Below are 14,257 nucleotides of genomic sequence, written 5' to 3'. Positions count from 1 at the left end.
TATATGCCAGATACAATGCTTTTATTTAAAAATGGACAAACTTGCTCCCTAAAAAAAGACTACAATGTCGAAACGTTAGAATTAACAGTCGATGCGCCGCAGAAAGAATCACAGAAAACAAAAATAAATGGACGATATGGAGTTCATTATTATAACAAGAGTTATACAGAACGAGGATGTCAGCTTAGAGTCCTTGTTAATACGATAGATATCGAAGGTGTATATGAAAAAAGGAATGAACTATATGCCTTATTTGGAAGGTTAGAAGATTTCTATATTATTTATTCTAGAGAATCAGGTATACGGAGACGTGTTGAGTATCAAGACATGAAGATTAACCGTCAACCTGGTTTTTTGATGTTCGAAATTATCATCGAGTTTTCAATACCTGACGGTTTTGGTGAAAGTACATTCACATCTTTAGACGTAAAAGCATGGGATTCTAATAAATTTGCATGGGGAATGGGTTTGGAATGGGATGATGATTACAACTATACCTTCAAAGAGAAACGTTTTGATTTTAAAAACATCGGAACTATGGAAATCAATCCGGCCCAACATGATATAAAATGGCGAATTAAATGCGATCCACGCTATTTAAAGATTACTAACTTTACTACAAATGATTCATTGACTATTTACAATCCTGGTGCAGTTTCGCAAGGAATTGTTGTTATAAAAGGCCTTCATATAGAAGATGAATACGGCCGCAACCTTGTACGTCATGCTGATGCAGGTGAAATACATCTTGTTCCAGGCATAAATCAAATCAAAATCGAATCATCTTCATTCCATTGGTGTGAGATTGATACGAAATTCTACTACTTGTAAGGGGTGAGAAAATGCAAAGAAAACATTACATTAATAGTCCTATAAGTGCTGATGAACGAATGCAACTGAATGAAGAAGTAGACTTAATTTATGGTGGAATAACTAAAAACGCAATCAATCATAGTAATTTAGTTAATGATTTTAATAGTTTTTTAGGTCGATATGGTATTGATAAAACGAATTTAGAAAAAATGATTCGAGATGGCGATACGAACGTTTTGAATATAGTCGAAAGAATGATTTTAGATTTCCTAACAGCCAATCCTTCAGATTTTGATGAAGTAGTTGCAGCAAGATTAGGAAAGACAACTTTACGAGATTTAACCCTGGAGTTTAAAAATAGATTAGATGGTACAGAGGTATTTCAAAAGTCAAAAATTACCGATGATACAGGTAGGGGTTTTGATATTGCAAACGCAACTAACCCATTCGATTTATACAAGCTTTTTGATGAGCCATTTGCAATTAGACGATTTTATAAAGGGGTTATAAATGCTCCAACATCAACAAATACAGGATTTGTTATGAACTTCTCTCTGTATAACGCATCTGGAACATCTACACTGGTTTGCTTTGATTGGACAAATAGAAAAGTATGGCTTAATCACAAAAACGACAGTGTTATAGATGGGTGGAAGGCTTTAGCATGGGAAGGTGCATATGATGACATAAAACAAGAAGTGTTAAACATAAAAGGTGACCATCCTTCATTAGATGTTGCAATTCGCGCTATGATTCCATATAACAGCGTGAAGTATTACGGGAATGATAATGCAGCATTTCAAAAAGCGTTAAATGAATCGGCAGGGAAAACATTAGATATACCAGCAGGGACGTATACAATTGGGGATTTAGAAATCCCGAGTAACATTAATGTCCGTTCTGATCCGAATGCTGTATTTACATTAAAGGCAGGAAGTACAACATTTTTTACTAATAAAGATACAGTTAACATTGGCGGGTACGATAAGACAAGAGACATTATTTTCAAAGGTGGAGTATTTGATTTAAAAAAGCTGAAAGATGCAAAAGTATTTGTGCTATCGCATTGCCAAGATGTAAAAGTCGATACAAAAGTCTGTAATGGTGGCGAGTCTCAAGCGTACGTTGCTCTTAATGCCGTAAAAGATTCAGAAATAGATATAGAAGCTATTGATTGTAACGCTACAACGGCAGTTGGTGCAGTGGTAGGTATTTATGTATTTAATGACAAAAATACGCTCACAAGCCAAAATGCGAAGCCTTACGATCTTACAGCTTGTGACAATGTGACTGTGAATCTTAAATTAAAAAATGTGAAAAAAGGGTTAACGGAGATTACACCTATTGATAAAGTAATTCACAAAAGTATTAATTATAACGTCCAAGCAGAAAACGTATTAGAAGAGCTTGGATTATTTAACAATGTCTCTTACTTCAAAACAGAAAAATGTATTGGTAATGATATAGGTCATGGCTTAGTATTTCAAATTCAAAATGACTCCTGTGAGGATTTCACAATTGAAGGTGTAAATATTCGAAATGGCAAAAATAAAGAAACTTCAAGAGGTGTGTGGTTTAAATCAAAAGAAGGTGACACAGCACCACAATATAAAAATATTCGTGTCATCAACCCTGTTGTAAAAGGATTTAATAAAGGAATCACAACTGATTACGGAGTAGGAGCGAAAATCATTAATCCAGATGTGCAAGAGTGCTGGGAAGACGGTATTTGGAATTACTTTACCCTCGACTGGGCAATTCATGGTGGCATGTTAAAGTATAACAACAAAGTAGGATGGCCATCACGAGCAGACTTGCACATAGGAGAAATTTCTATAGCAGGTGGAAATAAGAAGACTTTCCGATCTATCGTTTCAGATGTACAAGCACGGACGATTCGTGCAGAAAATTTACAAGACAGTCGCATTTCAGCAATTTGTAAAGGCGGCTCCTTTGTTAAAGATGGTTCTGATTATAATAATAAATTCGATGTGTTAGAAGTGGGTTGGTAATGTATGAAACGAGTTGAAAGACCTAAAATTGAACAGCTAGGAACAGGTGACCAATTTCATCTTATCGATATGCAGCAATTCGAAGTAATAGAGGGCAAGAATGAGCCGTCTTCTATTCGGTTTGTTGCTACTGATACAGAGATGAATAAAAGAGTATACGAGTATGTGGAAGATAGAAATCTACTTATCTTTGAAGGACAATACTATATCATTTTAGTCAATCATCAAGACGAATTAGGATTCAAGGATTGTGATGCGATACAGATCGGTGCAGAACTATCTTTGCAAACGCAAGAGAGGAAGATAACTGGCTATTTCTCTATTGACGAAGCACTCTCTCATGCATTTGCCGGAAGTAATTTTAAGTTCATCAATCGTTGTTCAAAACATAATCAAGTACAATTTGATAATTTTGGCGGCGAAGGTCGAATGAAAATGATTCGTAAAGTGTTAGATCGCTTCGATATCGAATGTATTTTTGATAATATGACAGTTATTTTCGCTGATAGAATCGGTAAAAAGACAGATAAATTATATAAATTCGGCTATAACGTAAATGCTATTAAGAAAACAACTGATGATAGTAATTGTTCATTTTCTGTTCTGTTGTTAGGACATAAGCCTTCTGAAGAAGAAGGTGGAGGTCCACAATTTACGTACTATTATGAATCACCTCTGAAATACAAGATGCCTGAGCTTATACGTTACCGACAAGCAGAAAATATTGATGATGATCGTGTGAAAGATAATGCAACAGCAGAAGAACGTTGTATGGCAGAGGTGAATGATATCCCCGTGGTTTCTATCACTGTGGATCATAAAGAAGCAAGTTTTGATGATTCTAACGAACCGAAAGTTGGAGATAGGGCAATTCTACAGCACCATAAATACAACATGGACTTTGATGTGCGAGTAGTAAAGCGTACTCGTTATCCATTTGAACAGACACCGAACGTCTACGAGTTCAGTAATAAGCGTGACGAATTGGTTGACCGTACGGAAGAACAAAAGAAATGGACTTCTGACATTCTTTCTATTGTAAAAGAACTTGATAAAAAGCTCTTAGAGGAATCGAGTAACTATACTGATCGAATCAACGCTATAACAGATGAAAAAGTAGAAGAAGCCAAGCAAGAAAGCGAAGCGGCAAAAAAACTTGCTGAATTGGTTAAAGAGAATCAAAAGAACTTTCAAACGAGAATCATCGAGAGTAATACAGCCCCAACAGATAACTTAGAAGCTGACAAATCATTGTGGCTGGATACCTCGAAAGGTAAGCCTGGTATATTGAAAAAGTGGAACGGTAAAACATGGGATATAATCGTTCCAGATGTTGACGGTGCAATTAAAGCTTCCGAGGGAAAAACAAACAAGGAAATACAACAGATTATATCTGATATGGAAAGTAAGGTTGAAGGAGATTGGTTAAATGAGCAACTAAAAGACAAAGCTGACAAAAGTGGAGTTTACACAAGAGAAGAGAGTGACAAGAAACTTGAAGGTTTCGTAAGTAAACAAATATACGAAACAAATCAGAATGGTAACATTGAGAAGTTTGAGGATATTGGAACTAAGTTCACACAAACTGATGAAGCTATCAAACAAATGGCTACAAAGCAAAGCGTCACTGACTTAGGAAACAATCTAACTTCAGTATCAGAAGCCGCAAATGAAGCGAAGCAAACAGCTGAAGGTAATACTCGTACTATTTCAGATATAAAAACAACTGTGGACGAACAAAAAACAACTGTTGGCAATCTTTCTAAGAAAACAACTGAAATTGAAGAAAAAGCAGGGCAGATTACAGAGAAGTTAACGAGTGTCGAACAGAAACAAATTCAATTCGAACAAAAAACAGCGGAATTGACTCGTACAACTGATTCTATTAAACAAAGTGTAGAAAGCATTTCTAAAACACAAACGACGCAAGGGGAGCAGTTAGAACAAGCGAAATCTACTCTCGAAACACAAGCTAAATCTATTGAGGGTAAAGTTGGAATTAAGCAAGTAGAAGATTATGTTGGTGGGATTAGCAGTATTAACCTTATTCGTAACTCTACATTCACTAATGGTACGAAATATTGGGGAATTGGCTCTAAGTTCCCTGCGATTGTCGATAAAAACACAATACACTTAGGTGATTTTAGTCTGAAATTAGCTGTTACTGGAGAGACTGCGCCTGCTTATAATAGCTTTACATCCAATAGGGTTTCAGTAACGCCAGGTGAAGATGTTGTTGTTTCTGCGTATTTTTATACTAAAAATATAGAAGAACATGACCGCGGTAAAATTAGAATGGTACCGATTTTTTGGAAATCGGATGGTACTCAATTAAAAGCTGCTACTAATGACTTCGCTATTCCTAACGATACATGGGTTAGACAATCACACACACTAAAAGCGCCAACTGATGCAGTTACTGTTGGTTTAAGAGCATATGTCTTGCAGAATGGGACGTTTTGGTTAGCGCAACCTATGCTACAAAAAGGGACTGTTGCTAGTACATTTATGGAAAATCCAAACGATATGGTAGATAAAGATAAGATCTTGGATGATTTGGCTGAAAAAGTAGCGACAGCTGATTACAACAAGAAAGTCAACGAGATAGATAACAGATTCACAGTTAATGAAGAAGGAATCAAACTTTCAGCTAAAACAACAGAAGTATACACAAGACAACAATCAGACGGTAAATATGCTACAGATTCTTATGTGAAAACAATGGAAGGACGTATTGAGGTTACTGAAAAAGAGATTATTAATACAGTCCGCAAAGGTAACGTTATCTCAACGATTAATCAAACAGCTGAAGAAGTAAAGATTGCAGCGAAGCGTATTAATTTGGTTGGTGCTGTTACAGCTGAATCTATTGCTGGTAAATTACTTGAAGGTATTACCATTCGAGCAAAAGATCCAGCAGATAGTTCGAAGTTTACAGAGATGTCTAACGGTCGAATTTTCACGCAAGGTAACGTAACCCCTAACCAGTGGAATCAGGGGGCTGCGAAATTTATAACAGGGTTAGAAGGCGGTAAATTCTATAGTAGAGGTTATAAACCAGATGGAAAAGAAGCGAATTATGTAGAAATGACAGCATCAGGCGCTTCTTTTAGTACAGGAAATGATAGTGCAACATATGGAGCACAGTCATTCACTTTATTAGACCAGGGCAAAGGAAAAACCGTTACAGCACGAGCTTATGACGGTGATAATGCTTGGTGGCGTCCTGCAATAACGTTATTAGATCCAGAGAATAACGAAAGAGCTGTTCTTTCTCCATTTGGATTGAAGTTAACACGTTTCGGTCAATACGAAAACGAGTGGTTCACAGGGGATAAAGTATCAAGGTTATCACTATATAAAGCAATGCTTTATTGTGACGAAGGTTGGAATGGTTATTTACAAATCAAATCTGGTAGTGGTTCAAGTCATAACGGTGTTGTAGCGACAGAATATAAAACTACATCTCAACGAAAACTGAAAACGTATGTAAAGGACTTACAGTTTGATGCGCTACAAGATGTCTTATCATTAAAAATAAAAGAATACTACTTTAAAAGTGATATAGCTAACTTGTATGACATGCGTGAGCAAAAAGAAGAAGGTCAACCACCGTATACATTAAATGATATTCCAAAATACTACGGATTCATGGTAGATGATTGTCCAATTGTATTCACAGATACAGAACGAAAAGGAGTCAATTTGTATGCTTCTTTATCCGTTACGATAAAAGGTTTTCAGCAGTATGTACAAAAAACAGATGGTAGATTAAATCAAATAGAAAAGGTGATTATTGATGAAAATAACAGCAAACGCAGAAGTTTACGCAAAAGTCATGGAAGAACAACTACACGTTGCTACACACGAGAAAAATATCTATCTTGCGCGCATCATCGAGTTAGAGGCAGAAAATCAAGAGTTGAGAGCAGAAAATGAGAAGTTGAAACCAAAACAATCATAACTAAATAACAGATAGGCACAAGGGCACATAAAGTGGTCTTTTTTTATTTTGTAAGGGGTGAAAAGATGCAAGAAATTCTCGATTTAAAGCAAAAGATCCAACAAATCGAATCCGATCAAAAAGATATGCAACGTGATATTAGAAACCTTGAAACACGTACAACAGGAAACGAAAAAGACATTGTTAACATCAATAAACAATTAGATAAAATCAGTGCCAATACAACATGGATTCTTCGAATCATCATCGGAGCGATTATAGCTGCACTACTTAGTTTGTTATTGAAAGGTGGAGTGTAAGATGAACAAAGAAAATATGAAAAAACGATTCCGCAACTGGAAAACATGGGTTGCGGTTTTTTCATTGCTTGGATTTTTATTTACGAAGTTTGGTATGCCAGAAACGAAGAGCTTACTAGATGAATTATTACCGTATGTTTTTGCAGTAGGTGTATCACTTGGTATTTGGACAGATCATGAAGAAAAAGGAGAAGATATCCAATGAAAAAATCAATGAAACTAGCATCCTCACTATGTATGACACTATTACTCTTGTTTTCGTTTGTAACAGGAGCTTTTGCGGATAGACAACTTATTATACCTGATTTATCTAAAACGCCATACAGGGGCGGTGTGGGGGCTTATGAAGGAGTAGTTGCGCATTCTACAGCAACACCGGAAGCTCCGGCTATCAATATTCAAAAGTATGAAACTCGCACTTGGCGTTCGGCTTTTGTACATTATGCAGTCGATTGGAATGAAACAATTCAAATCGCCGATACAAAGTATATCGCTTATGGCGCTGGTTCTGGTGCAAATAAACGATTTGTACATGTAGAGCTTTGCGAAACAGCAGACTATGATAAATTCAAACGTTCATATGATAAATACGTGAAGTTACTTGCTAAGATTTTGCGTGATCGTGGGTTATCTGTAGAAAAAGGGTTATGGACACATTACGATGTGACAAAATACCTTGGTGGCACTGATCATGAAGACCCACTTGATTATCTAAAAAGTCATGGGGTATCAGAGGCGCAATTCCGTGCAGATGTAAAGCGTGCTTACAATGATTCTAATGTTGATATTTCTGTTCCTGATAAACCTTCTAAACCAGCAGAAGTACCAAGTGCTGTTAATGATGGCATTGCGTACATCGAAGGATATAACATTAATTTACGAAAAGGCCCAGGCGCAAGCTATTCTGTAATTCGCCAACTAAACAAACCAGAAACATATGTTGTATGGAGTGAAAAAGACGGCTGGCTAAATCTTGGTGGAGAGCAATGGGCTAAATATGATCCATCTTACATTAAATTCGAGAAGAAAAGCACTGTAGATTCATCTATTGTAGGCAAACGTGTTGTTTCTAAAGTGGACAACCTGCGTTTCTATGATTCTCCTTCTTGGCAGGATAAAGATGTTGCTGGTTCTGTAGATGCTGGGTTAGGATTTACCATCGATGAAAAAGTAAAAGTGGATGGATACTTTCAGTACAAAGTTCATAATTCGCGTGGAGAAACATTCTATATTACAGCAAGTCCGACATATGTAAGAGTAAGCTAAAAGCAGGCTCCTATTATTGGGAGCCTGCTTTTTTATTTTTGAATAATACTATGAAAAATCTATTGAATAATTAATTTCATATATATTAATATTAATCTAGAAAAATAATTAAAAATAATGTAATCTCATATAAGAAACAGTATATAGAAAAAAATCAATATTTTAGGAAGTGAAGTGGGGAATATGAAAAAATTAGTTGTCTCAGGAATTTGCACAGCATTGATGGGTACTACAGTTTTTGTAGAAAGTGCATTTGCAGAACAAAATAATGTTTCGAACCAGCAATATTCACAGTCTATTACAGCTAGAGCTACAATTAGTACAAATCAAATAGTAGATTTTGCAAAGAAACAGATAGGTAAACCTTATGTGTTTGGTGCATCTGGTCCTAATGCATTTGATTCCAGTGGCTTTATTTACTATGTTTTAAAAAATAATGGAGTTAATATTTCTCGTACAAGTGTAGCTGGTTATTGGAATTCAAGCTTAATTCAAAAAGTTTCCGACCCAAGACCGGGGGATTTAATTTTTCTTCAAAATACATATAAACCAGGTCCATCATACGTTGGGATTATGATAAATGATACACAGTTTGTCCATGCTGGAGATGAAAGTACAGGAGTAACTATTTCTAATAAAAATAGTTCTTATAACCAAAGTCATTTCTTAGGTTATGGTCGAGTAGCCGGTGCTGTTGATAATGGAGGCTCTCAAGAAAATAGAGAACCATCAGATTGGGCGCGAGATGCATGGAAATGGGGAGTAGAAAAAGGAATTATTGATGGTAACTCTCACCCACATGGAACAGTGTCAGAAGAAATTCTTGTACACATGTTACAACGTGTATACAACAACAAAGTATTCTCAGGTAGTGGAAGCGCAGTATCAGTTGCTGCTGATACTAGTTATCGAAATGGAGAACCATCAGATTGGGCGCGAGATGCATGGAAATGGGGAGTAGAAAAAGGAATTATCGATGGTAATTCTCATCCGCATGGAGAAGTGACAGAGGAAATTCTTGTACACATGTTACAACGTGTATACAACAACAAAGTATTCTCAGGTAATGGAAGCACAGTATCAGTTGCTGCTGATACAAGTTACCGAAATGGAGAACCATCAGATTGGGCACGAGATGCATGGAAATGGGGAGTAGAAAAAGGATTTATTGATGGTAATTCTCATCCACATGGAGAAGTGACAGAGGAAATTCTTGTACACATGTTACAACGATGTGCAAATAATGGAGTATTTAACTAAATGAACAAAGCCGGCTCTTTTTTGTTTAAAAAATAACATTTAAATTGATATGTTTTAAGGGAGAATTGTGAATAAAGAAAAGCCCGCAAAAGCAGGCTATGTTTTGTCGACCGTTTAATGACCATATTTTGACCATATTTATTTCAAAAACAAACGAATATTATCGAAAGTCAATATACAAACAATTGTCGTTAAACATTGGTGCTACAACATTTATGCATAGCTTAATAGATACAAATCTTTATTGATTTTTGTTTAGAACACAAGTTCACCAATGGGAACGCGATCAATATATGACTCTTTACTAAGAGTTAGAAGCCTTGATACTACGGTATCGGGGCTTTTTTTCTTTTGTGGGTGAAACACTTTTTAATACAACAGAATCTATTTACCTACAATTCATCCACGAAAAAACAAAAATTAGCATCACCCTAAAACGTCATTCATATATGTTTCAAATTCAGCGATAGAATCTTTATTGATTTTCTCGCTGATATGTGAATAAACATTGGATGTGATTTCAATATTCTTATGACCTAAACGATCTTGAATGTATTTCATACTTGTACCTGATTCTAACAATAGAACTGCATGAGTATGTCGAAGTGAATGGATTTCTAATTTGGGTAAACGTAATAATTAAGGAACAGAAAATAGGATTCCTAATCTTATGATGCATCCATTACGGTTACTTTTTTATTGTAGGCATATCCTCCTTATCTTATCTATAAGATAGAAGGAGGTGAGCAAATGTCATTTTATCAAGATAGAATCCAAAAAGAATTAGAAATAGGAGACACGTACACCGAAAGAGAAATTTCTACTTTACTGTATTTTGGTAACGATAGAATATTTGTATTATGTGATGGAGTGTCTCACTTCGACAGTAAAAGTTCAAAAGAATTTAAAGTCATTCAGAAGTACACTGCTTATCTTCATAGGCATGAAAGGAATTCATACGTAATTCCTTCACAAAAATCACTAGTTTATATTGTTGAAACAGTGTAAGCATCCTATGGGTGCTTTTTTTATTGCATGAGTAAATCCTTCACAAACGTGTGTAAGTATTGAGCACATAAGTAGAAATACTGTTGTGGAAGCATCGTGCACGCTTGGATGAGACGAGTATATATTTATCTCGTATTAAAGGGCAATAATATCCCTACCTCAAAATTCGGCAGGAAGTCAAGAAATTGGGTGGGGAATAAACTGTCCGTAAAAGCCCGATTGGTGAGGGCTGATGATCAGTGGGGGATGAAGAAAAACCCTACTGATCAAAGTTTCACTTTATGAAAGAAAACGTTTTGGAAGAGGTATGTTAAAGCGGTATGGAATAAATTAGAAAAGTAAAGCTTGATGTGGCCTTGGTGTTAGGAATTATTTCTTGTTCTAAGCATATAAGTTTATAAAGTTTATATTTATGGACAAGGAGTGAGTAGAGTGAATAGAGTAGGGAGAAATGATTTTGTTTCTGGGTTTGTACCAAATCATAACCATGGGTCTGTAGATTATACATCTGTTGAGGCAGGCCATGTGCATCAATGCTTAGATGTAACATCTCCGCCAATTCCAGTACAGGATGGGGGACATATACACTATACAGAAGGATATGTGGTATTCGAAGATGGACATAACCATTATTATAAGGCACAATCGGGACCAGCCATTCCAGTTGGAAATGGGATGCATGTTCATTATTACGATTTTTATACCACCGAAGATAATGGTCATAGGCATCGTATTAAGGGAGTAGATCAGCCTGCCCCAGGTAATAAATAAGAAGATCATTCTTCAAGGAAAGCATACGTCTCAATATGACGTGAGCTTTTTCCTTGTGTTTTTTTAATACTGCTAAATCTGGAATTTTTCATTATACCTTTCAAACAAATATATGATCTGTTCGAAATAAAATGGATTGTGATTATGTTTCTGCCGTTGTTACGTTAGGTCATAATAATCCGTAAGCAGTACAACTAAATCCTGACTTTACTCTATGTTTGAATAGGGAAAAGTCAGTTTTTTTAATCTGGCTATTTGCGGGCAGTAAAACTCTACCTCAAAGTTCTGCTAAAAGCAAAAGAAGTTGGGTGAGAGATAAAATGCCCAGAAAAGCCCGATTGGTGAGGGCTAATAATAAGTAGGGGGATGAAGAACCCCCCACCTCATAAAGTTTCACTTTATGAGGTTAATCTAGATGAAGACTATAAATGGAAATAATCACCTTTAAATATTCGTCAGTACCTTGCATTGAACAATAGTAAATGGTATATTATTGGTAACGGAAGTATCTTGTATTGAGTAGTACTGATTGAAAGGAGGATTGTCTTTGAACGTTCAGTTTAAAAAAGGTGTGCTAGAACTTTGTGTACTGGCACTTGTCAAAAAGAAAGATTGCTATGGTTATGAACTCGTGCAGCAAATCTCCAATAAATTTTTAATATCGGAAGGATCGGTATACCCGTTATTGCGTCGTTTAACAAAAGAGGGGTATTTTCAAACGTATTTAAAAGAATCAACAGAAGGACCACCGCGTAAATATTATCAATTAACAGAGCAAGGGGAAGAGCAGCTCCATTTACTTGTAGCGGAATGGCGTGATTTTGCAAAAGGGGTACAAGAAATTATTGAAGAGGTGTAATCAATGAATAAAGAACAATTTCTTCGAGAATTATCGGGACATCTTAAAAAGCTACCAGAAGAAGAGAGAAAAGATATTTTATACGATTATGAGGAACATTTTCAGTTTGGGCTAGAAGAAGGAAAAACAGAAGGGGAAATTGTAAAAGGACTCGGTTCACCAAAAGTAATTGCGAAAGAAATGCTGGCATTATACCGTTTTGACGAGATGAAAAAAGATCCATCTGCTTCGAATATAACAAGAGCTGTGATGGCAGCGATTGGGCTTAGCTTATTAAATATGATTATTGTATTAGGACCTTTAATTGTAATAGTAAGTTTTATATTTGCACTTTGGGTTGGTGGGGTTGCTAGCGTTGTGGCACCACTATTTGTAGTAATTAAGATACTAACTGGGACTTTCTTATGGCTTGATGTATTTGTTTCTATTACGTTTGTCGGAGTTGGTTTGTTGTTATGTATAGGTGCTTACTACTGTACAAAATGGTTTAAGAATTTTTGTATGCGCTATGTCAATTGGAACCTCAAAATGATTAAAGGAGAGTAGATGAGATGAAAAAGATATTGTTAGGTGCTGCTGCTTGTATCATTATTGGTGTTATTGGTATATCGCAAACATATGCCAAGACAGTAGAAGAAGCGGAAAAAGGGGATACAGAAAAGGTTATCAAAAATGAAGCAATTAAAAAGTTAGAAATTGATGTAGATGCCGGAGATGTTACGATTCAAAAAGGGAATGATTCTTCCTTTTACGTAAAGCGATCAGGACGGGTTGCGAAACAAAAAGTAAGTATTGATGAAGAAGGAGATACATTAAAAGTTCAGGGGAAAATTAAAAAAGGAGTTTCATTTGATTTTTCATTCTTATCTTTTGGGTTTAAAACACCAAAAGTAACGGTTATTGTTCCAGAACGTTCATACCAGGAAATAAAAGCGAGTTCGTCTGCAGGTGATATAAGAGTAAGTGATGTGAAAAGTGATCGTGTGAATGCGTCAACGCTTGGTGGAGATGTAGAAGTAGAGCAAGTAACGGCAAGTGAAGTGGAAGGATCTTCAAAAGCTGGAGAAGTGAATATGAAAAAAGTAAGTGGTAAAGTTGTGGCGAAAACAACTGGTGGAGATGTGGATGTTATCGATCATGACCCGAAATATGATGTGAAAGCAAGCACAACGGCAGGAGATGTCGATATTCGTTTGCTAGAAAAACCAAAAGATGCGACAGTAAGTGGGAAAACATTCGCTGGAGAAGTGGAGATTTTTAAGGAAGAAACGAAGAGTGTAACAATTGGAAGTGGTCAAGTGGAGATTAGTGGGCAAACTTCCGGTGGAGATGTAACAATTGAAGCGAACTAAAAATAGACCAGTCTGGCTGGTCTATTTTTTAGTGTAAATGACGATATACACCAATTACTTTTCCGATAATAGAAACTTTATCCAAGAGGATAGGTTCTAAAGAAGAGTTTTCTGGTTGCAGACGGAAATGATCTTTTTCTTTATAAAAACGCTTTACAGTTGCTTCGTTTTCTTCTGTTAAAGCAACAACGATTTCACCGTTGTAAGCAGATTGCTGTTGGCGAACAACAACTAAGTCTTCATCAAAAATACCCGCTTCAATCATACTATTTCCCGAAATACGTAACATAAATACTTGATCAGATCCAGAAACGAGGTTTGCAGGAAGCGGGAAGTGTTCTTCTACGCTTTCAACTGCTGTAATTGGTGAACCAGCTGTAACTTTTCCGACAATCGGTACGTGAACGACCGATTGCGTATCCGTTTCGAGTCGGTCGAATCCTAAAATTTCAATTGCCCTTGGCTTTGTTGGGTCGCGGCGAATATAACCTTTTTCCTCTAGACGAGATAAATGTCCGTGCACAGTAGAACTAGAAGCAAGGCCAACCGCTTGACCGATTTCACGTACGGAAGGTGGATAGCCTTTTTCTTGTACTTTTAGCTTAATGAAGTCGAGAATGTCTTGCTGTCGTTTTGTTAACTTTTCCATGATT

13 protein-coding genes and 1 pseudogene are annotated in these 14,257 nt (G+C 36.2%); 12 read left to right on the top strand and 2 right to left on the bottom strand.

The window, feature by feature from the left end; all coding sequences use genetic code 11:
• Positions 1 to 3: 3 nt before the first annotated feature.
• The 7 genes from QUF99_RS19190 (at position 4) to QUF99_RS19160 (ending at position 9,614) form a co-directional block, all read left to right on the top strand.
• Positions 4 to 831: a phage tail domain-containing protein gene (locus QUF99_RS19190; protein WP_289372048.1), complete on the top strand. Its 828-nt coding sequence runs from the start codon at positions 4 to 6 to the stop codon at positions 829 to 831.
• Positions 832 to 842: 11 nt separating this feature from the next.
• Positions 843 to 2,825: a pectate lyase family protein gene (locus QUF99_RS19185; protein ID WP_289372047.1), complete on the top strand. Its 1,983-nt coding sequence runs from the start codon at positions 843 to 845 to the stop codon at positions 2,823 to 2,825.
• 3 nt (positions 2,826 to 2,828) lie between these two features.
• A complete protein-coding gene (locus tag QUF99_RS19180; RefSeq protein ID WP_289372046.1) occupies positions 2,829 to 6,764 on the top strand; it encodes a phage tail protein in 3,936 nt (1,311 codons plus the stop codon).
• Between the two features lie 90 nt (positions 6,765 to 6,854).
• Positions 6,855 to 7,088 (top strand): hemolysin XhlA family protein, encoded by a 234-nt coding sequence (locus tag QUF99_RS19175; protein WP_289372045.1) that lies wholly within the window; start codon positions 6,855 to 6,857, stop codon positions 7,086 to 7,088.
• A gap of 1 nt (position 7,089) precedes the next feature.
• A complete protein-coding gene (locus QUF99_RS19170) occupies positions 7,090 to 7,293 on the top strand; it encodes a hypothetical protein (protein WP_289372044.1) in 204 nt (67 codons plus the stop codon).
• Positions 7,290 to 8,354, top strand: coding sequence for an N-acetylmuramoyl-L-alanine amidase (locus QUF99_RS19165; RefSeq protein WP_289372042.1), 1,065 nt, complete (start codon positions 7,290 to 7,292; stop codon positions 8,352 to 8,354). Before QUF99_RS19170 ends, QUF99_RS19165 begins: the two co-directional genes overlap by 4 nt.
• 183 nt (positions 8,355 to 8,537) lie before the next feature.
• Positions 8,538 to 9,614 (top strand): C40 family peptidase, encoded by a 1,077-nt coding sequence (locus tag QUF99_RS19160; protein ID WP_289372041.1) that lies wholly within the window; start codon positions 8,538 to 8,540, stop codon positions 9,612 to 9,614.
• A 426-nt stretch (positions 9,615 to 10,040) separates the two neighbouring features.
• On the opposite strand, the pseudogene QUF99_RS19155 reads toward QUF99_RS19160, so the two are convergent.
• A pseudogene (locus tag QUF99_RS19155) lies at positions 10,041 to 10,244 on the bottom strand (tyrosine-type recombinase/integrase); the annotation flags it as partial.
• 120 nt (positions 10,245 to 10,364) lie between these two features.
• Here QUF99_RS19155 and QUF99_RS19150 point away from each other — a divergent pair.
• From QUF99_RS19150 to QUF99_RS19130, 5 genes are all read left to right on the top strand, one after another.
• Positions 10,365 to 10,622, top strand: a complete 258-nt coding sequence (locus QUF99_RS19150) for a hypothetical protein (RefSeq protein ID WP_289372039.1) — start codon at positions 10,365 to 10,367, stop codon at positions 10,620 to 10,622.
• 432 nt (positions 10,623 to 11,054) lie between these two features.
• Positions 11,055 to 11,393: a YmaF family protein gene (locus QUF99_RS19145; RefSeq protein WP_289372038.1), complete on the top strand. Its 339-nt coding sequence runs from the start codon at positions 11,055 to 11,057 to the stop codon at positions 11,391 to 11,393.
• Positions 11,394 to 11,940: 547 nt separating this feature from the next.
• Positions 11,941 to 12,252 (top strand): PadR family transcriptional regulator, encoded by a 312-nt coding sequence (locus QUF99_RS19140; protein ID WP_289372037.1) that lies wholly within the window; start codon positions 11,941 to 11,943, stop codon positions 12,250 to 12,252.
• A 3-nt stretch (positions 12,253 to 12,255) separates the two neighbouring features.
• Entirely contained in the window at positions 12,256 to 12,798 is a 543-nt protein-coding gene (locus QUF99_RS19135) for a DUF1700 domain-containing protein (protein ID WP_289372035.1), read from the top strand.
• Positions 12,799 to 12,803: 5 nt separating this feature from the next.
• Entirely contained in the window at positions 12,804 to 13,604 is an 801-nt protein-coding gene (locus QUF99_RS19130; RefSeq protein WP_289372033.1) for a DUF4097 family beta strand repeat-containing protein, read from the top strand.
• Positions 13,605 to 13,632: 28 nt separating this feature from the next.
• Here the strand turns inward: QUF99_RS19130 and lexA are convergent, their stop codons facing one another.
• Positions 13,633 to 14,253 carry a transcriptional repressor LexA gene (gene lexA, locus QUF99_RS19125; RefSeq protein ID WP_289372031.1) on the bottom strand — a complete coding sequence of 207 codons (621 nt, stop codon included), beginning with the start codon at positions 14,251 to 14,253 and terminating at the stop codon, positions 13,633 to 13,635.
• Positions 14,254 to 14,257: the final 4 nt, after the last annotated feature.

This window comes from Bacillus sp. DX4.1, assembly GCF_030348195.1.
GTDB lineage: Bacteria > Bacillota > Bacilli > Bacillales > Bacillaceae_G > Bacillus_A.
Note: the sequence above shows the minus strand (reverse complement) of the source record. Positions and strands in the feature narration are given on the sequence as shown.

Excerpts from the sequence above, each read along its gene's own strand:
- QUF99_RS19170 (WP_289372044.1), top strand. The coding sequence starts at position 7,090 with ATGAACAAAGAAAATATGAAAAAACGATTCCGCAACTGGAAAACATGG.
- QUF99_RS19130 (WP_289372033.1), top strand. The coding sequence starts at position 12,804 with ATGAAAAAGATATTGTTAGGTGCTGCTGCTTGTATCATTATTGGTGTT.
- QUF99_RS19150 (WP_289372039.1), top strand. The coding sequence starts at position 10,365 with ATGTCATTTTATCAAGATAGAATCCAAAAAGAATTAGAAATAGGAGAC.
- lexA (WP_289372031.1), bottom strand. The coding sequence starts at position 14,253 with ATGGAAAAGTTAACAAAACGACAGCAAGACATTCTCGACTTCATTAAG.
- QUF99_RS19190 (WP_289372048.1), top strand. The coding sequence starts at position 4 with ATGCCAGATACAATGCTTTTATTTAAAAATGGACAAACTTGCTCCCTA.
- QUF99_RS19185 (WP_289372047.1), top strand. The coding sequence starts at position 843 with ATGCAAAGAAAACATTACATTAATAGTCCTATAAGTGCTGATGAACGA.
- QUF99_RS19160 (WP_289372041.1), top strand. The coding sequence starts at position 8,538 with ATGAAAAAATTAGTTGTCTCAGGAATTTGCACAGCATTGATGGGTACT.
- QUF99_RS19180 (WP_289372046.1), top strand. The coding sequence starts at position 2,829 with ATGAAACGAGTTGAAAGACCTAAAATTGAACAGCTAGGAACAGGTGAC.
- QUF99_RS19165 (WP_289372042.1), top strand. The coding sequence starts at position 7,290 with ATGAAAAAATCAATGAAACTAGCATCCTCACTATGTATGACACTATTA.
- QUF99_RS19175 (WP_289372045.1), top strand. The coding sequence starts at position 6,855 with ATGCAAGAAATTCTCGATTTAAAGCAAAAGATCCAACAAATCGAATCC.
- QUF99_RS19135 (WP_289372035.1), top strand. The coding sequence starts at position 12,256 with ATGAATAAAGAACAATTTCTTCGAGAATTATCGGGACATCTTAAAAAG.